18 protein-coding genes, 1 pseudogene and 1 other annotated feature are annotated in these 19,668 nt (G+C 32.9%); of the genes and pseudogenes, 3 read left to right on the top strand and 16 right to left on the bottom strand.

The window, feature by feature from the left end; translation table 11 throughout:
- The first annotated feature begins 280 nt into the window (after nucleotides 1-280).
- Nucleotides 281-1,432, top strand: a complete 1,152-nt coding sequence (locus C1H58_RS11210; protein ID WP_165546215.1) for an MFS transporter — start codon at nucleotides 281-283, stop codon at nucleotides 1,430-1,432.
- A 101-nt stretch (nucleotides 1,433-1,533) separates the two neighbouring features.
- On the opposite strand, the gene C1H58_RS11205 is transcribed toward C1H58_RS11210, so the two are convergent.
- From C1H58_RS11205 to C1H58_RS11185, 5 genes are all read right to left on the bottom strand, one after another.
- Nucleotides 1,534-2,025 (bottom strand): Asp23/Gls24 family envelope stress response protein, encoded by a 492-nt coding sequence (locus C1H58_RS11205; protein WP_165546214.1) that lies wholly within the window; start codon nucleotides 2,023-2,025, stop codon nucleotides 1,534-1,536.
- Nucleotides 2,026-2,089: 64 nt separating this feature from the next.
- The gene (locus C1H58_RS11200; protein ID WP_165546213.1) at nucleotides 2,090-2,335 is read right to left on the bottom strand and encodes a DUF2273 domain-containing protein; all 246 of its coding nucleotides are present in this window, start codon (nucleotides 2,333-2,335) and stop codon (nucleotides 2,090-2,092) included.
- A gap of 12 nt (nucleotides 2,336-2,347) precedes the next feature.
- A complete protein-coding gene (gene amaP / locus C1H58_RS11195; RefSeq protein ID WP_050330296.1) occupies nucleotides 2,348-2,890 on the bottom strand; it encodes an alkaline shock response membrane anchor protein AmaP in 543 nt (180 codons plus the stop codon).
- 109 nt (nucleotides 2,891-2,999) lie between these two features.
- Nucleotides 3,000-4,529, bottom strand: a complete 1,530-nt coding sequence (locus C1H58_RS11190) for a BCCT family transporter (RefSeq protein WP_165546212.1) — start codon at nucleotides 4,527-4,529, stop codon at nucleotides 3,000-3,002.
- A gap of 55 nt (nucleotides 4,530-4,584) precedes the next feature.
- Nucleotides 4,585-5,595 (bottom strand): zinc-binding alcohol dehydrogenase family protein, encoded by a 1,011-nt coding sequence (locus C1H58_RS11185; RefSeq protein ID WP_165546211.1) that lies wholly within the window; start codon nucleotides 5,593-5,595, stop codon nucleotides 4,585-4,587.
- A gap of 100 nt (nucleotides 5,596-5,695) precedes the next feature.
- On the opposite strand from C1H58_RS11185, the gene C1H58_RS11180 reads away from it, so the two are divergent.
- Nucleotides 5,696-6,685: an LLM class flavin-dependent oxidoreductase gene (locus C1H58_RS11180; RefSeq protein ID WP_165546210.1), complete on the top strand. Its 990-nt coding sequence runs from the start codon at nucleotides 5,696-5,698 to the stop codon at nucleotides 6,683-6,685.
- A gap of 160 nt (nucleotides 6,686-6,845) precedes the next feature.
- Here C1H58_RS11180 and abc-f read toward each other — a convergent pair whose 3' ends face one another.
- The gene (gene abc-f / locus C1H58_RS11175; RefSeq protein WP_165546209.1) at nucleotides 6,846-8,480 is read right to left on the bottom strand and encodes a ribosomal protection-like ABC-F family protein; all 1,635 of its coding nucleotides are present in this window, start codon (nucleotides 8,478-8,480) and stop codon (nucleotides 6,846-6,848) included.
- A 533-nt stretch (nucleotides 8,481-9,013) separates the two neighbouring features.
- On the opposite strand from abc-f, the gene C1H58_RS11170 reads away from it, so the two are divergent.
- Nucleotides 9,014-9,565: a cysteine hydrolase family protein gene (locus C1H58_RS11170; RefSeq protein WP_165546208.1), complete on the top strand. Its 552-nt coding sequence runs from the start codon at nucleotides 9,014-9,016 to the stop codon at nucleotides 9,563-9,565.
- Between the two features lie 122 nt (nucleotides 9,566-9,687).
- Here the strand turns inward: C1H58_RS11170 and C1H58_RS11165 are convergent, their stop codons facing one another.
- The 10 genes and pseudogenes from C1H58_RS11165 to C1H58_RS11115 form a co-directional block, all read right to left on the bottom strand.
- Complete coding sequence (locus C1H58_RS11165; protein WP_165546207.1) at nucleotides 9,688-10,434, bottom strand: MerR family transcriptional regulator; 747 nt, start codon at nucleotides 10,432-10,434, stop codon at nucleotides 9,688-9,690.
- Nucleotides 10,413-11,324, bottom strand: coding sequence for a DUF2268 domain-containing putative Zn-dependent protease (locus C1H58_RS11160; protein WP_165546206.1), 912 nt, complete (start codon nucleotides 11,322-11,324; stop codon nucleotides 10,413-10,415). Before C1H58_RS11160 ends, C1H58_RS11165 begins: the two co-directional genes overlap by 22 nt.
- A gap of 357 nt (nucleotides 11,325-11,681) precedes the next feature.
- Nucleotides 11,682-13,355 carry an arginine--tRNA ligase gene (argS, locus tag C1H58_RS11155; RefSeq protein ID WP_165546205.1) on the bottom strand — a complete coding sequence of 558 codons (1,674 nt, stop codon included), beginning with the start codon at nucleotides 13,353-13,355 and terminating at the stop codon, nucleotides 11,682-11,684.
- Nucleotides 13,356-13,398: 43 nt separating this feature from the next.
- Nucleotides 13,399-13,612: a binding site (T-box leader), on the bottom strand.
- Nucleotides 13,613-13,749: 137 nt separating this feature from the next.
- Nucleotides 13,750-14,004 carry an aminoglycoside 6-adenylyltransferase gene (locus C1H58_RS11150; protein WP_165546204.1) on the bottom strand — a complete coding sequence of 85 codons (255 nt, stop codon included), beginning with the start codon at nucleotides 14,002-14,004 and terminating at the stop codon, nucleotides 13,750-13,752.
- A 303-nt stretch (nucleotides 14,005-14,307) separates the two neighbouring features.
- Nucleotides 14,308-15,740, bottom strand: a pseudogene (locus C1H58_RS11145) (ATP-binding protein).
- A 504-nt stretch (nucleotides 15,741-16,244) separates the two neighbouring features.
- Nucleotides 16,245-17,426, bottom strand: coding sequence for an MFS transporter (locus tag C1H58_RS11135; RefSeq protein WP_165546203.1), 1,182 nt, complete (start codon nucleotides 17,424-17,426; stop codon nucleotides 16,245-16,247).
- Nucleotide 17,427: 1 nt separating this feature from the next.
- Entirely contained in the window at nucleotides 17,428-17,697 is a 270-nt protein-coding gene (locus C1H58_RS11130; protein WP_165546202.1) for a DUF2087 domain-containing protein, read from the bottom strand.
- 23 nt (nucleotides 17,698-17,720) lie between these two features.
- Entirely contained in the window at nucleotides 17,721-17,990 is a 270-nt protein-coding gene (locus C1H58_RS11125) for a hypothetical protein (protein ID WP_165546201.1), read from the bottom strand.
- Nucleotides 17,987-18,865 carry a lantibiotic dehydratase C-terminal domain-containing protein gene (locus C1H58_RS11120; RefSeq protein WP_165546200.1) on the bottom strand — a complete coding sequence of 293 codons (879 nt, stop codon included), beginning with the start codon at nucleotides 18,863-18,865 and terminating at the stop codon, nucleotides 17,987-17,989. The genes C1H58_RS11125 and C1H58_RS11120 overlap by 4 nt, the downstream gene beginning before the upstream one ends.
- Before the next feature lie 78 nt (nucleotides 18,866-18,943).
- Nucleotides 18,944-19,342, bottom strand: coding sequence for a hypothetical protein (locus C1H58_RS11115; RefSeq protein WP_165546199.1), 399 nt, complete (start codon nucleotides 19,340-19,342; stop codon nucleotides 18,944-18,946).
- Between the last annotated feature and the right edge of the window lie 326 nt (nucleotides 19,343-19,668).

Here is a 19,668-nt window from a genome sequence, read left to right as displayed (position 1 = left end):
CCCCATAGCTCTAGGATCAGACTGAGACATTAATTCCATAAATATATATAGCGCTAGGATGATTTTAATAGAAAACATCTTAGCGCTATTTATTATAAAACTTCGTATACTACGACTTCTTTTATACGTACAATGTCACTTCTCAATGACAAATTTTTATGACTAAAATTATAATCAACTTACTTCTCTCTCATACAGATAAAGGCGTAAGTATTTCTTATTGTAACCAATTGTATTAAAATGAAAAACAGAACTGAATATACGATTAAGGAGTATTGCTATGACTATCATGAGAACCTTAACTTTTATGTTAAGTATTTTCATTGTAGGTATGGTTGAAATGGTCGTCGCGGGAATTATGAATCTTATGAGTACTGATTTAAATATTTCTGAAGCATGGATCGGTCAGCTTGTTACGATTTATGCTTTTACTTTTGCGATTACAGGTCCTATTTTAGTCAAACTTACTGAAAAATATTCACCAAAGTATGTATTGTTATATTCAATTGCTTTCTTCGTATTAGGTAATTTGATGATTGCACTATCTCCTAATTTTACGATATTAATTATTGGGCGTATCCTTTCATCTGCCGCTGCTGCCCTAATAGTTGTTAAAATATTAGCCATAACAGTTGTGCTCGCAAAACCTGAAAACCGGGGTAAAATGTTGGGTCTCGTTTATACAGGTTTTAGTGCGGCAAATGTTTTCGGTGTCCCTATTGGAACATTAATTGGTGATTGGATAGGATGGCGCTATACTTTTGGATTAATTATTGTCGCGGGATTACTTGCTGGTCTATTGCTCACGCTCTACTTACCCACACATTTAAAAATGACCTATGCGACGGAAAACACCTATCCAACTCGAATTCAAAGCAAATTAGAAGTGAGCAAATTGTTATCAGTCACTTTTATTATTTTAACAGCAAATTCTGTAGCTTATATTTACATTAACCCATTAATTTTATCTGGTGGTCATGACATTAAATTCGTTTCTTTAGCATTACTGATTATCGGTGTTGCGGGAATGTGTGGCACATCGTTAGGCGGATTTTTTACAGATAAATTCTCATTCAAAACATGGCTCACAGTGAGTGGTTCAGCTTTTGTAGTTGTTATGCTATTATTAAACGCTTTGTGGCAAACGACGATTTTACTTTTAATTGGATTATTTGTTTGGCATATCATTCAATGGAGTACAAACCCTGCTGTACAATCGGGCTTGATTGATCAAGTTGAGGGTGATCATAGTCAAGTGATGAGTTGGAATATGTCAGCTTTAAATGCAGGAATTGGATTTGGCGCCATGCTTGGAGGTTTAATCGTTTCACACATTCACCTCCATGCAACAATCTATTTTGCAGCTGGCATAGGGTTTATAGGTTTTATCATTATTTTATCGCTCAAAGGAAAGCAAGCAATAATGCAATAAAAAGAAGCGGCTGGGACAATAATCTTATCCCAGCCGCTTTTTTTACGTCAGTTTACCTGATTTTTAATTACATTGAAACCTGTCGCTTCAATGGTTAAACCTTATTGTAAACCTTTGTTTTCGTTTTGGTCTCTATTTTTTTCATTTTTTTGTTGCCATTCTTTACGTGTCATCACATCATCAACTTGCATATTTACTTCTACAACATCTAAGCCAGTGATGTGTTTCACTTGCTCTTTGATTAATTCAGTTACTTTACGGAAAATTTTAGGTGCTGATTCACCATATTCTAAAATAACTTTAAGATCGATAGCTGCTTGTTTTTCGCCTACTTCAGCAGATACACCTTGTGTTACATTGTTACCACCGTTGAATGAACCACTAATGCTATCTACAAAGCCGCCTTTCATGTCTAAGATTCCGCGAACTTCACGTGCAGCAATACCTGCAATTTTTTCAACAACTTCATCAGAGAATGTTAAACTATTAGAAAATTGAGGACTTTGATTTTCTTGTGATTGTTGTCTTTCTCTTTCGTTTACACCAGTTTCTTTATTGTAAGTTTCTTTTGCTTTGTTATTTTCTACAGCCATAATTAAAAACTCCTTTACTGTTTTTTTAAATCGAAATATTTTAAATGCTTGTCATTTGCATGTATTAACTTAACCGATTTAGGAAATTCAAGAAATCTTGCGTACGATCTTTAATATACCCTATACCAACTCCGATTAAACATAACACGATGATAAGAACAGTCTTCCAGAAGCCAAGTGTTAAAAACAAGATAGCAATGATGAGGAAAAAGAAGAACCCAATAATTCGCCATTTATAGTTTTGTAAAAGTATTGCAAACTGCTCAACTGCATCTCGTTCACCTTGACCATTTTGGTTTTGGTTAGACATAGGACCCCTCCTTTACACAACGCGTGGACCGTTGTCTCGTTTTTGGTCACGCACATTGACTTTTACTGTTTTAACTTGTAATTCAGAAAAACGTTCAACGCTTTCTTTAATATCTAAACGTAATTGTTCAACTAACGATTGGACATTCGTCGCTTCTGATGGCACCAGAAAATCCGCTGTAATATCAATAAAGCTATTATTTTTCTTATTGTATAGTTTTGATACAACATTAGGTTGACGAATGGCATCATATTTTGCAATAGTATCGTAAACAGTATTTTCAATTGATTTGCGAGAAATGTAAATGTGACCATCATTATAGTCTTTATACAATCCTGGTTTACGATATGTAGGTTTAAATGCTCTAAAGAATAGAATTAAACCGATTAAGATTAAGAACGCTGCTAAACCTATCAGTAATGGATAGAACCAGTTAAACTGATAAAAATAGTCTTGATAACTTTTGATCGGTTTATAATCGATATACATAAACAATAGAAAACCTACAATTATGACAATCAATAGGCCAAGAATAAAATTTTTGATCCGTGTCATTACGAATGCCACCTCCTATTCAATTTGTTACATCAACTATTTACCCTTAATTTTGTAATAAAAACTAAAATCATGTCATATTGTTCAAAAAAATTTAATATTTTTGTAATTATCTCTTTTGATATTTTGTTATATTTTTCTTTAAACGTGGGTGTTCAGCTGATAATGCTTTAAATAACGCCCATACCATTAAAATGATGACAAATGAGAAAGGTAAAGCAGCAATAATGAGTATGTTTTGAATCGCTTGTGTGCCCCCAGTGAATAACATGATGAGCGCAAACAGAGCTAACATAATGCCCCAAGTGACTTTCACCCAATTTTTAGGATGATTATCACCTTTTGTACTTAACATACCTAAAACATAGGTTGCAGAGTCTGCAGAAGTGACAAAAAATATCATAATGACAACGAGTGTGACAATACTGATCACATAACCGAATGGAAAATGTTCAAGCGTCGCAAAAGTCGCAGTTTCCATAGCTTCTGATGCAATATCTGCTATCCCACGATTCTGTAAATAAATCGCAGAAGCACCAAAGACTGCAAAGAAAATAAAACAAATGAATGACGGAACAAAAAGAACACCTATGATAAATTCTTTAATCGTTCGCCCTCGTGAAACACGTGCAATAAAGATTCCAACAAAAGGCGCCCATGATATCCACCATGCCCAATAAAAAATAGTCCAATTTTGAATCCATTTCGTTCTTGAAGGATTATCAATGGATAAACGTAAACTCATATCAAAAAAGTGAGCGATATAGTTGCCTAGACTATTTGTAAACATATTTAAAATATAAAGCGTTGGCCCTATAATAAAAACAACAAGAAGCACAGCAAAAGCCAAAGACATATTAATATTGCTTAACATTTTTATTCCTTTACTAATGCCTGACCATGTCGACCATGTAAACAAAACCGTTGCGATAACGACAATAATAATTTGTGTTGTAAATGTGGCTGGTATACCAAATAAAAACTTTAATCCTTCGCTAATCTGTAATGCACCAAAACCTAATGTGGCAGCGACACCCGTGACTGTCGCAATAATCGCAAGCACATCCAACATCTGTCCTAGAGGTCCTTGCATACGTTTCGCACCAAATAAAGGTGTTAACGTTGCACTGACCAAACCGGGATGCCCTTTATGGAAATTAAAATACGCAAAAGCTAATGCGACAATGGCATAAACTGCCCAAGCATGAATGCCCCAATGGAAAAACGAGAACTGCAAACTGTCATCAATTGCTTCCTGTGTTCCAGTTTTATGTATCGGTGAGGCTTTAAATGCATGAGAAATTGGTTCAGCTGTCGTCCAGAAAACTAATCCGATTCCCATGCCAGCACTAAATAACATTGCGAACCAAGATTTTAATGAGAACTCTGGTTCCTCACCTTCTTTACCAAGTGTAATGTGACTGTATCTAGAAAAGAGTAAATAAATGCAAACTAAAAAAAATACAAGTACGAGTAATAAATAGTACCAACTAAAATGGTAACCAATCCATTGTGTGATTGCTTGCGTTTGTTGTTCCATTTGTTCTGGGAATATCGCCCCAATTAGAACAAATAAACTACACAATACAACAGCAATCCAAAAAACTAAACTCACCTTTTGATTTTGTTGCTTTAACATATAGACTTTCCCCTTAAACTAATGATTTACAGTCACATTCCCTCTTTCAATTAATTTAATCAGCTATTTTTATAACTAACTTACCGATATGTGCTTGTGATTCCATCTGCTGATGCGCTTTAAATATATTATCGACTGTTAAACCTTCTAAAACATCATTTAGTGTAGACTGATAGACACCCTGTTCAATCTTTTCTGCGACATCTTTTAGATAAGTTTGATACATCTGTTCTTCCACACCATGTACTGCTCTTGTAAACATAAATTCATGTGTCAAAGTAATACTTTTAGCTTTTAACGCATTTAAATCTTGCTTATTTTGAAAAGCAACTATTGTCGCAATATGACCTCTAGGTTGAATAAGGTCAATCATTGTGTCGTAGTAACCATCTGTATCATATGTACAGAAAATATAATTTGGCTGCTTAAGTTGTTGCGCCTTAAACTGAGCTTTCAAATCACTTTTATGATTTAAAACAACATCGGCGCCCATTTTTTGAGACCATTCGATTGTTTCCTCGCGTGAAGCTGTTGTAATCACGTTTAGTCCATAAGCTTTTGCAATTTGCGTTGCAATACTACCCACACCCCCTGCACCATTAATAATTAACAACGTTTTACCTTTGTTTTTTTCAGTATCTGTGGAAATTCCAAATACATCAAATATCGTTTCATATGCGGTAATCGCTGTTAGCGGTAGTGCCGCTGCAGCCTCGTAGGAGAGGTTTTTAGGCATATGCGCAACATATTGTTCATTCATTAATTGATAGGTCTGATTTGAGCCTTCACGTTGATTTGAACCCGAATAGAAAACTTGATCTCCCGGTTTAAAACCTTCAACCGCTGATCCTACTTGTTCAACCACACCAGCTGCATCAAAACCTAATACACGCTCTGTTTGATTCAACGGCGTTTGACGCATTTTCGTATCAACAGGATTGACCCCTGTTGCGTACACTTTAATTAAAATATCATGTCCTGTCGGTTCGGGACATTCACGTGTTACCTTTTCAAAACAATTTCCTTCTGATAAAGAAAAAGCTTTCTTTGCGATAATGGCTTCCATTTCATTCCCTACTTTCTTTTTATTTTTAAGCATTGTACTCGTGTTTATGCTTATTTTGCTTGATAATTGTAGTATAACACGCTTGGAAAGGAAGTCTTATATGCAACTCAGCATTCTAGATTATAGTCCTATTTTTGAAGGACGCACACCGCAAGAAGCACTCAATCATAGTGTGAATCTCGCGCGTTATGCTGAAAAATTGAACTTTCACCGCTATTGGCTAGCTGAGCACCATCAAGTGCATTCCGTCGCATCAACAGCGCCTGAAATTTTAGCAACGATGATTTTAGAACAAACATCACGTATCCATGTTGGCGCCGGGGGCATTATGATGCCACACTACAGTCCATATAAAGTAGCAGAAACTTTTAAAATGCTAGAAGCACGCCACCCTGGACGTGTTGATATAGCACTTGGAAAATCACCTAGTTTTCAAAATGTGTCTCAAGCATTGAATGAAGGCAAACAAACTTTAACAGACTTTGATCAGCAATTGATAGATTTAAAAAAGTATTTTAACAATGACACCTCGTCCCCACATCGTTTTCAGCATTTAAAAGCAATGCCTATCATTGAAACGCAACCGCAATTTTGCATCTTAGGTACGAGCGAAAACAGTGCAGAACGAGCCGCACAATTAGGAGCTATTTTTGTATTTGGGGCATTCGGGCAAAGAACTGCAGAAAAACAACGTATTGTTCAACATTATCGAAAACAATTTCAACACTATCATCCTGCAGGTCAACCTTATGTCATCGTCTCTACTTTCGTCTTAGCACATGAGGATAGTCAAATCCGTGCACAATTAGAAGACAGTCTGCATTACTGGTTGCAACGTATTCATTATTTAAAACAGCCGAAAACGCTATTAAGTCTAGAAACGATACAACAGAAAAATTGGAGTGAACGTGAACTTGAAAAACGCGCCGAAAACGAACCACGTATCATTAGCGGGGATGGGGAAATCGTAGCGCAAGAACTCCACGAATTGCAACGTACATTTGATGCTGATGAACTTTTATTATTTCCTCAACTTTATGGTGAGGAGAATAGAAAACATTGTTTAGCACTCATTGCAAAGCATGTATAACACATCAATAAAAAGGTAATGCTGCTCATAACGATAAGCTTTTATCGCTAATGAACACATTACCTTTTTTCATTTCTTAGTGATCTGTTGATTTCCGTTGTGATCTATTTTAATTATCAAATACGTACTAACTTGGGAATATTGAGTCAGAACAGTGTCATCAATTAGATTTTTGTCTTACTTCTGAATTTCTTTTTTGTTTTGCATAACTGTAATGACCCGGATAATAATGAAGTTGTTTATTGTCAATCCAGTACGTTTTTGAAAAATGATTATCCAGAAAATATCGATCGTGTGAAACTGCAATAACAGTGCCATCAAACTCCTCTAAAGCTTCTTCCAATGCTTCTTTGGCATCAATATCTAAGTGATTTGTCGGCTCATCAAGTATGAGCACATTGAATTGTTGAGAAATCATTTGCGCCCATCTTAAACGCATCTTTTCACCACCACTTAAATCTTTTACTTTTTTATAGACATCGTACCCATAAAAAAGATATTTTGCCAGATGGTTTCTCGCTTCTCCTACAGACACATGTGCATATTGTCTAAAAGCCTCAAGTACTGACATCTCTCCCGTATTAAATTGATGTTGGGACAAATAACCAATGCGGTTTGTTTCAGCAATTTGAACATGACCTTCGTCAGGCACAACTTCTTTTAACAACAATTTTAACAGCGTGCTTTTACCTGTTCCATTTGCACCTACAATGGCCACCCTATCATGGCGTCTAATTTTCATATTTACCCCTTCAAATAAGATATCATCATACATTTTAGCAACATCTTTTAAGACAAAGATATCTTTTGAAGCACTTTCTGTTTGGGCGATGTCTAATTTCATTTTGTTATGCTCTAATCGAGGCTTAGGTTTGACTTCAATCCGCGCCAGAGCTTTTTCCATGCTTTTTGCACGACGATGCATCGACGCATTGGGTGGCTTCGCTTGGTTCGCCCAAATTTTTAATTGCTTAATTTGGGCTTTCATTTTTTGAATTTTCTTTTGCTGGGTTTGATATGCTTTAAATTCGCTTAAAATACGTTTCTCTTTTTCAATGACGAAATTTGAATAATGACCGGGATATACATATAACTGATGTTGATCAATTTCTAATATTTGAGTGACCGTTTCATCTAGAAAATAACGATCATGTGAAATTACCATCACAGCACCTTTATATTGTTGGATAAACTTTGTTAGCCATTCTATACTTTCTATGTCTAAATGGTTCGTAGGTTCATCAAGCAGTAACAATTCTGGTGATTGAAGTAACAACATCGCTAAACCTACTTTTGTCTGCTCTCCTCCAGATAAATCGGACCATTGCTGCGTTTTAAGATATGCAATTTTTAAACCGTTGAGCACAAAATCAATTTTGTAATCTCTGTCGTAACCCCCTAAAGTCTCAAATTCATTTTGCAATCGGTCATATTGCTTTAAAATCTGATCGATGTCATCCGACCCTTCAACCATCTTAACTTCCAGCTGTCTCATTCGTTGTTCGATACCATTTAAAGTATCGAAGGCTTGATAAAGCTGGTTTATTACAATAGCATCGGCTGGTAGATTTGGAATTTGTGCTAGGAGTCCTACTTTGACATCCTTAGCAATACTAATAAAGCCTTCATCTGCTTGCTCTTTTTTAGCTAATAATTTAAATAAAGTCGTTTTCCCTTCACCATTTCGACCTATTAAACCAATTCGATCATTTTTATTCACTTCAAATTTAATATGATCAAAGACTTTATCTCCGGCATATGATTTCGTGAGTTGACTCACATTGACGATATTCATTTTTTATTCCTCCATATCGCTAGAGGAATTTGTGTCAGTATTCCTCTAGAAGATGTATTTGTTTAAAATTAGACAGACTCCACCAATTTTTAACAACAAACGCAAATTTCCCACGTATAATAAGGACAAATCTTACACGCTTCACATCTTCTAAAAACATACTGACACCTCCGTTCATATAATGATAAATCTAATTATATTCTAGTTTCACTTGTGTTTCAAATCGCTTATACCTATTTTAACTCAAACAGAATTTTAGCCCCAACCTTATTTTATTGCTATCATCATAAGTATGCTGCGTTGAGACATCATTTCCATACTTAAGTTGAACTTCGTATCATACTTTCAAACTATTGAATGATTTGATTCTGAATTATATTTGACGTAGAAATTCATTCTCTTTCAGAATCTGTATTTTACGATTATGCCCAATTTCTAAAAAACTAAAAATAATATTTAAGCTGCAATGTTTGATGTCTCGGTACACGATGAAAGTGATTTATTATTCTTATTAAGAAGGAGCGTATACGAAAATGACAAAACAAGGTTTACTCATTATAGATGTTCAGAATGACTACTTTGAAAACGGCAAAATGCCTCTCCATAATCCTGATGAAGCATTAGCTCACATTAACTTACTTGAAACATGGTTCCATGAGCATGATTTACCAGTATTTTACATCCAACATATATTTCCTAATGACGACGCTGCATTTTTCGTACATGACACAGAAGGCGTTCAATTACACCCTCAACTTAAGCGTAATGAACAAGACCCGGTGATTACGAAGCAAGCGCCTAAAAGTTTCTTTCAAACAAATCTTGCCAATCAATTAGCTGATTATGGTGTCACTGACATAGTCATTACAGGAATGATGACACATTTATGTGTAGACTCAACCACACGTGCTGCTAAAGAACTCGGTTATCCATCCACATTAATCCATGATGCGACTGCAACACGTGCATTATCACTAAATGATCAAACTGTCGCACCTGAAGACGTCCAAAATGCCTTTATCTCCAGTTTAAGCAACTTTGCTGACATTCAATCGACCGATCAATTTTTAAGCCAACATGAGTAAATAAACCTATAAATCCCAACAAAGTTGACTGGGGCTGTACACACTTGCTTTAGCGTTGAACAGCCCCTTCATCTATTGCAATTTAGAGATTTAAAGTGCTTTGAAGACTCACATTTTATATCTCAGTTGTTATTTTTAATACATGATTGTGCCAAGTGATAATGAACCGCTTCAACGATAAAGTGAGTCAACTTTGAATGATCGAATTGTTTAAAATAATCTTTAAATCGTTCATCTTGATGATAAGTTGTTGCAATACAGCAGAGTGTCTCATCATCAAAGTCAGCAAAAGTGCGCATGAGATTTTTCCATTCTATTACAACATGATAAACTTCCGTATCGTTGATATCCCGCTCTGATACATGTACAAAAGCTTTAAATATTGTCATCATTTTATCTTTAGACTCAACACTATTTAATTGATGGTCCTCATTATGTTCAATAAAACTACGATAAGCGGGTGTATTACCATATTTTATTTTAGCTTCTTCTTGATATTGAGCTTGTAAGTTATTGTTCAACTCATCAATTTCTAGAACCGGCATGCCCTCTATCCATTTGGACACTGCTTTTTTCGCTTTTTCTAATCGTTCAATTTTTTCATTCAAAATGACCATTTCATCTTTTAATGATGCCATTAAATTTGTTTCGTCCATTGCCATTATTTTAATGATTCTTTTAATACTTACATCCATCGATCTCAGTAATAAAATTTTTTGTAATTGCATTAAATGACGTTGCGTATAGACTCTGTGATGATTTTCATTTTTTTGGGGTGATAATAAACCAATTTCATCATAATAATGTAAAGTCCGCTTCGTTACGCCAGTGATTTTGATGATGTCTTTTATACGATATTCGTATTCCAAAATGATTCCACCTCGTTTAAAATTTCTTGTGCTGACCTCATAGTTGCTTCTTCAATCCCGCAGTTTGTCTTGTCTAAATAAGTTTTAACAAGATAATAACCGCAAGTATAACCTGCTGAGTGAGGTAACCCTACTTGATTGCCACTATATAATTGAGCAATCTCATCCCCGTATAAATAAGGCATTGCTTCAAACATGTTATCAATGTCTAGATGTTTTCCTATGATATTTTTTATTAATGCTTGTGATTGATTCCAATCTATCGCCGTTACCCAAGGTCCTAAATATGACTTCCCATACATGGCCTCAACAAAATTCTCAGCTAAACCTTCAGAAATAATTAATTCTGCAAGAGAGCCACCGTTCCATTGAATGTATTGGTATCTCAAGTTATGATTGAACTCATGTGCAATGGCACTTTTTGTTCGCTTCAAAGTATACGCATTTGGAACTAATGAAAGCCATACATATCCCGGTATTCCGCCTTCTCCTCCATAGTTTTGATTAAGGAACATCGTTGGCTTTTTTTCATCTCCTAATAAGACCGTAAATGTATACTGACTAACCTTTGAATGCATCCCTTTCTTTTCAAAACGCTTCAGTACATCTTCAATCGCACTTTTACAATTATCCCAAAAATCATCATCAAGCATATCCATTTGTTTTTTATAACTCGAATTAAATTCTGCAGGCGAAACATGGGTTTGATTCATCAGCATTAAGGCATCAAAACCTGATGCTGTTGGTTCAAAGGGTATCTGTTGAATTTCAAATTTTTCTCGAAAATGCTTTAATAAATTTTCTCGAAAATAAGCGTCTCTCTGTGCGCGATCTAATTCCAATAATTTCAAATAAATTTTATCAGATTTTATGATATGAATGGGTGGCATTGTTATCCCTCCTTAACCTCAATATAATGGATGACGTAACGTGACGCGCAAGACTTTCAACGTTATTTTTTTATATTTATAAAGTTCTTTTATATTTATGTTTGAGGTTATTCATGATTATATATGGGAGCTTTATTTTTTTGAAAACGTGTATAAAAAAAGAAGCGAGTAAGTAAATATTTTTTACTTAGTCACTTCTTTTTTTGATAAGGATATTATTCTTCAACTATATTTGTTTAGCAATATAGAAATATCATGTGTAAAAAAAGAGTATTGATTCATGCTTAGCCAGACAGCATTTGAGCTTTCTTGGGTTTAACGCAATCATTTCATGCAGGCCAGAAAATATTGTTAACTTTACAATTCGCGTGGTGATTTAATACCTAATAATCTCAAACCTTCTTCGATAACTGTAGATACTGATAATAAAACGCCGATTCTATCGTTAAGCATCTCTTGATCATCTAATATTCTCACTTTTGCATAGTAAGTATTGAAGCGACGTGCTAACTGCAATAAATATTTAGCAAGTTCAGCTGGCGACTTTCTTTCCATTGCTGATATTAATACTTCATCAAATAAATCTAGAGTTTTAACAATATCCCACGCTTCTTTATCTAAATTTTTTATTTTTAATTTCTCACTTTCTACATTTGCTTTACGAATAATAGCGTGGATTCTGGCGTTGGTATACTGAAGATATAGACACGTATTACCTTCTGGCTTTAACATCTCTTCTAAATTAAATTCGATATCATTCTGACGATCATGCTTCAAGTCATTAAATATAACAGCACCTATGCCTACTTGTTCACTCACTTCATCAATATTTTTCAGCTTTGTTGATTTTTCTTTAATATTAGACTTTGCTAATGCGACTGCCTCATTCAATACATCTTCGAGAAAAATCACTTTACCTTTACGTGTCGACATTTTCTTGCCATCTTTTAAAATCATACCAAAGGAAATATGTTTCATATGGTTTGCCCATTGATACCCCATAAGTTTCAATACTTCTATCAGCTGTTTAAAATGAAGCGATTGCTCATTACCAACAAAGTAATATGAATAAGAAAAATCATACGTTTCCTTTCTATAAATGGCTGTGGCTAAATCTCTCGTTATATAAAGGGTAGAACCATTATTTTTCTTTATTAAAGCTGGAGGCATATCAGAAAGCTTTACAACTTCTGCACCTTGATCTAGGACTAACAAGTGTTTTTTCTTCAATAATTCTACAACGCTCTCCATTTTATCATTATAAAAAGCTTCTCCATTATATGAATCAAAAGTGATGTTCAAGCGCTGATATAACTGATTAAAAGCATTTAATGAGACTTCTCTAAACCACTGCCACAACTCAGTATACGCTTGATGATTCTGCTCGAGCATTAAAAATGCATGGCGCCCTTCTTCGTTAAGCTTTTCATCATGCTCAGCCGCTTCATGAAATTTTACATAGAGTTTGAATAATTCAGGAATAGGGTCTGCAGTAACAGCATCCTTATCTCCCCATTTCTGATAAGCTACAATTAATTTTCCAAACTGCGTCCCCCAATCCCCTAGATGATTGATCTTAACAGGCTGATAATTCAGTTTCTCCATAATGAGTGCCATTGCATTTCCAATTACAGTTGATCTCAAATGTCCCATCGAAAATGGTTTAGCAATATTAGGTGAAGAAATATCCATCGTCACGACTTGTTGTTGACCTATATCCTGCTCGCCAACAGATTCACCTTTTTGTAAAACATCATTAATGACATCCAATCCTACATAGTTTGGATCAAAAAACACATTTAAATAGCCGTTGATAGCTTGGATTGACTTAATTTCTTTCCTTTCAATATTGTCCTTTAGTTCTTCTGCAATAACTCTAGGATTCTTTTTTAAATGTTTACTTAAAGCAAAACAAGGAAATGAAAAATCGCCTTGTTCTTGATACTTAGGTCGCTCTATTAGTTTTAAAATCTCTTGTACTGTTATAAACGAGATATGTTCAGATAATCTATTAGCTAACAATTGCTTCATTAAAAATCACTCCCTATTAAAATAAAAAAAGTCCACCCCCTATCATAGAGGTGAACTTTACATCCACGGTACCACTCATATTTATGCCTAAAAACATACACTCTCATTGTTAACGATGTGACCACCGAACGTACCTACTTAGGTTCAATACGTTACCCACAAGACGCGCTTCATCAATATAATTTTTGCTATTCTCCCACCCTCAATAGCTCGCTATAAAAAAATATACAATTACTCTTCTTGTGCAAAGTTTGCTTATATAATTTTAATTATAATAACATAAAGCAATTTCTTTATCTAGCCCGTATGGATAATTAGGTATATACATTCATCATACATATATTGTTAGGGTTTCTTTTAGGGCCTCAAGCAAAAAAGATTAAGCAACACGATGCTACTTAACCTCTATAGTATGCTCATCAGTCCTATTTGACAGAGGGCCTAATATAGGACCAAACTGCTTGTGCCATTCTTTATCTTTAACAAATTCATTTACATATTCAGTTGCAAAAATAATATCATAATCTTGAAGTCGATCATTCCCACTATAGGGATTAGCTCTTGACCCATTTAGTAAGACGGATACAATACGTTCATCTTGCTTAGCTATATCGAGAATTAGTTTCAATATATCACGAGCATCGCGCATAAGTAATCTCCTTTATTACATTATCTAGTAATTAGATCAATAGTCACATGATTGCATAAACTGAACAGTTTAAGTTATCTTTAAATTATTTCTATAGTATCCAAATATCACCTAAGTCAATATGATCAGGCTCAACAACCAATTCAAATAAAAAATTTTTAGCATACTCTTCCTTTGTAGCGTTACAGTACTCGAAAGTTTTTTATTTTACTCGAAACCCTTCGAACACCTTGATGTTATTGGACTTTCTATATAGCTCAGTACCTTTCCTTTTGAGTTACTCGAAAGTTTACAAATTATTTATCAATCTAATAAGTAATACGTTCTTTTCGGATCATTTTTACTTGATCCATGCGTAGATATGACATTCATTTCTTCTAATTCTTTTAACCTTTTTCTTGCTGTAGGAACAGATCTTTGAATTATCGCAGCAATTTTCGAAGCTGTTAATTCTCCTTGGTTATATAAATGTCTCACAATTAATTCTTGTTGCTCATTTAAGCTATCAAATAACTCAGGCGTGATTATATTGCTTACTCGACCTGTTTCTCTTTCTTTCCTAGCAACAATATTATTCTTCAAAGTCAGCCGAACTGAACTATTATTGGGCTCTGAATAAACAGGATCATCTAGAAAATAGTCTTTCATTTCATCAAATATACGTCCAACACCTTCATTTGATTCTCTAACCCACTTATATTGAGTTAATGCAGCGGCTAATTTAGGATTTCGTGAATACCTTTCTTCTTTAATATTTTCTAAAGTAACAGAAGCAGGAAGTGCACCTGGGCTACTAATTTCTAATCTATCATCAAACATTTTTATTCTAATATGATCACCTTGATTATCATATCTGCGATGTATAATCGCATTAATCATCCCCTCAAACCACGCAAATTCAGGATATTCAGGTAGCGTGACAAATTTGCCTTCTTTTCCTAGAAAGGTGTATTCTCGTAATTGAGTATTGATAAAAGCTCTTGCTTCTCTGATTGCTATCGGTAAGGCTTTTTCAAAAGTAATATCTTTAACTACATTAAGTCGAGCACCTGTCTCTTCTTCAGTACCTTCATATCTCATAAATCGAATTCTAGCACTGGGTAAGTAAACATTGATATTATTACTAAATAATAACAAACCAGCTACTGTCAATTTACCTTCACGCATGAAGCCCCTAGCTTTTAATAGTTTTTCGTTTTCTACATTTGTATTAAGTAATTGTTTAAATTCATTTACTAGATTTTCATCCACATCTTCAAAACTCGAGTACTCCACTAATTCTTCTTCAAAGCGACGTGCACCACGATCGTACTCTAAATTTGTAATTTGGTTATGTGTGAGTTTTCTACTCTTATCGTTAATTCTTAAATAAACTGAATCATCCTTTAAAGTGATAATAGCATCATAACTAGGTTCAATATCAAAAACCAAAATTTGATCTAGGGTTCCATCAAGTTTTTTCACGTCTATTAATTCATATGTATATTTAGGTATTCTGTATAAATGTTCAAATGGTGCTTCTATATATATAATTCTTTCTTTTTTGTTTTTGCATGATTAAAACCTGAGATCTCTCCATTGTCCTCAATACCAATCACTAATTTACCACCTTCCGCATTCGCAAACGCACAGATATGCTGAGCAACATCTTTAGGGCTTATTGATGCTCTCTTTCTATCTAACAGTTGCCCCTCAACCTCAGTTTGTAAGAAATGTAGATAATTACTAATAGTCATATTTAAACCTCTCAATCATGCATATTATTGATTTCATTATATCATTCAATCAAATATCAATCGATTAACATTTGCAGCTATACCATCTTTATGAATAAATTATAGAGTAAAAATATCAATTGATATAGTTACATTAGGTTGAACTTCGCATATTTTACTAAACAAAATAGGCTCTCTGTCAAAAATCGGACTGGTGATTGATAGGATCACCAGTCCGATTTATATAAAGCCATTTAAATTCCTGGATTGTATAATTAACGGTCTCTTATTATATTTGCATCATACAACTTTATGGGTATATCGTTACTTATCTTTTATTATATCTACTATACTTTCCTTCTAAGTAAAAAATTGGCTACGTTAAGTGCTTATTATATTTTATGTTATTTCAATCCCTATGATTCGTCAGTAATTTTAAATACTATAAAATATTCCATTAAACTATCAATAATAGCTACTGTATCAACCTTATCATTAAATGACTTCAAAAAATTATTTTTAATGTTACTTATATCTGGTTTTTAGTATTATAAAATTTATTATTATTAAAAATAAACTAATGTATACGAACATTTCCCAAGCATAAAAGACATCTCTTCGCTCTGAAACATACCCATTGAATGGTAATAAAGACATCGTTACAATAGATTCTATAGTATAAAACGTAGATAAAAAAGAAGATCTTATGCTGTCATTCTTAACTAAATCTCTATGCATATATACACTTGTCTTAACACTAATAATAGTGAATATAATTATATGTACCATAAAATATATGGTAGAATATTCACTATGTGTCATGATAAATATAATTATTATATCAATGAATATATATACCATAATTTCTTTCAGACCATCAAAAATTTTAGGGATTTTTGGAATAATTAAATTTGTTAGCATTCCAATCAATGATATTCCTACCCATAAATATGCTATGTTGCTTTTAAAAGCTACTTGCCATTGGTTTGATGGACCAATGTCAAGAATAGTAGGTACTACTAGCATTATTAATATCAAAACTAAAGATTTGTCTCCTCTAAATATGGATATAAGTTTTTTGAAATTTGTGAACCATATTGATTTTATTTGTAGTACTCCAGCATTGAGATTTTCAACATCTGAGTTACCTTTTCTTTCCGGTAATAAAATGTATATCAAGTATGATAGTATAATAAAATATAAAGCACTTAATATTATAGGAAGGTTAATGTTTATTTTAAATAAATACTCAGCACTAATGAATCCTACAACCAAAGAAAATAAAGAACCAAATAATGCCACTTTAGAAAATACCCGCTCTAAATTCATAGCTTTTTTGTCAGTCAGTTGGTTCATGTACCAACTTCCTAAACTTCCAGATAACATGGATTCCGCTACACCTGTTATAAGCCCCGAGACAATTAGTAAAAAGAAATTTTCACTAACTAGAAGAATTAATCCACACGCTCTCATTAAACAGCTGTATATAACCACTCTTTTCTGGCCTATAGTATCAGCTAAAATTCCAGTAGGTAATTCACTGATGGCTGCCGCACCCCAGAAAATAGACAAGTATAGTCCAGCTTCAGTAAAGCTATATCCCAAGTTAATTAAAAAAATATAGATAACTGGCGAAAAGAGTGCAATCCCTGATAAAATTGATGTATTGAATCCAATAAATAATTGGGTTAATTTATACTCATTCATTTTAGCTAATCTCTTTTCCCCTAGTTGTTAATTTATACTCTTGTCCTTCCTTATCTCGAGATAATAGCGAGTAATCAACCAAATATCGTCTCAATAACACATAATCATCATAAAAAGAACGTAGTATTAAATTTATTTCTTTTTCTTTATAAGTTCTATTTTCTTCAAACTCCATAGCCAATATTTTCATTAACTCTCTTTTATCTTTTTCTTTTCTAGGTATTGTATGAATTTTATTATTTTTCATAAATCTTTCTTTAATTTCACTCATTTTTCCGCCTCCAATATAATTTCTCAATATATATATTTGTATATTTCTCTTTCTTTTTCAATGTCTACGCCCATTATTCTATTATTACTCATATGAATAATTGATAATACTTCTTCTATATTAGATATATCGTAATTACTTTGAATAATTTTCTCATCAAAATCGATACGTCTATCTCTTATAACACCTGTAATGTACTTCAATCTTTCTCGATCACAATTTCCAACTTTATATCGTTTGAAAGCTTTTAATACTTGTTCATTGCTTAATTTAAATTCTTCAATTAATGTCAATGTGTTACATAATAAATCTCAGTATTTATTTCTTTTAGACTAAAAAAATCAGTTGCAGATTTATTATAAAAAGAGAGGATTCTATTCGTATCTTTTAATGACATTTGTTCAAAGTTTTCAATTCCAATATCTTTATACCTTAGATTTTCTCGAAAATATGGTTCTAAGATATAATAATCAACCAATTCGCTTTGATTAAAATAACTTTCAATACTTAAAGCATCTTCTTTATAAAATCTTATTCTTAGATACTCTTTATTATTGTCTTTGTAATTAACATAAAAAAACCGTTGAAAAACCGTTCTTAAATTAATCAAAAATTCAACTACATCCATATTATATTCATATAAATATACTTTATAATATTTCCACTTTCTTAATGATAATTCATCATTATTATCTAATTCATATTTTTTTATAATTTCATTACTTATACTATTCGAGTTCGATTCATTGTCTACAACAGAATATATCAATTCATTGTTATGTATATTTTTATCTACCGAGAAATTTAACTGTGATGACAATAATTCCTTTAAAATTATTTTATTATATAATCGATACTCTTTAAATAAATAATCAAAATCTTCTTTGAGATTCAGGATTAATTCCTGGTCTTCTTTGATATAGACGACATACATTTCTATCTTACCAAGGTGTAACAGACTATCAATATAATCTTTTAAACTAGCTCTACTTCCAAATACATTTCCAATAATCCATGTTCTTCGAATAATGATATACTTATTATCTATAACCACTCTAGGTATATATATCAAGACGTCATAAAGTTTAGGATGAATAATATTTTTATCTAAATTATTTATATCTCCTAGTAAAAGTAACGCTCTTAATTGTGGTGTATAATGCAGCATAGATAAATTAGTTAGCTTTCTTATATTAATCAGTTTCTTTTCTGCATTATATATGCTTAAAATTTTTTTATTCTTATCTTATCCAACATATAAATCAGAAATATTATATCCACTTCTACTGTAAATATTAATATTTAAGTTGTTAGATTTCACAGGAGGCATAAACTTAGCTAAGTCTTTATCTTCCGTACTTAAATTTATTCCTAATAAGTTTTGTTTTATTGCTATATTTGTACTACCTATATTTTTGACTGTTCTTAAGTTATCCAAGTTATACTTGTTATCCAATACATTTAAGTGAATATCTACAGATCCTATATCATTTTTACAAGTTGGTATTTCTTTTAATGATAGGTTAATTTCTTCTTTATTATTGTTTCTTTGAGCAAGATAGTTTAAATATTCAAATAACTCGTTTTCACAATTATATTCGTATCTTACATTACAACATAAATCTATAAAACCCTCGTCTTTCAACACTTCTTCAAGAGGAACTAAATAATTATTATATTCCTCAAAAAAGTAGTCTGTTAGTTCAGAATACCCCTCTAGCTCATTAATACCCGAAAAATTTTGTATAATTTTATAATTTTTGGTTGTATATTTTTTGAACTGAACCCCTCATTTTAGACACATAAAATAAAAATTAATTCATTGATTTTTTTAATATATAATATGAACTTATTAAGTCCAGGGGTATTAACGGGGTATTATTCATGCACAAATCATATAGGTTCTTTGTCAACATCGGTTGGCGAGACGATAACGCATTAAGCAACGTTATTTTGTTGTTTAATGCGTTT

The sequence above is a fragment of the Staphylococcus sp. 191 genome (assembly GCF_011174885.1).
In the GTDB taxonomy this organism is placed as follows: Bacteria; Bacillota; Bacilli; order Staphylococcales; family Staphylococcaceae; genus Staphylococcus; species Staphylococcus coagulans.
The sequence above is the reverse complement of the archived record's forward strand: the minus strand, read 5'-3'. Positions and strand labels throughout refer to the sequence as shown.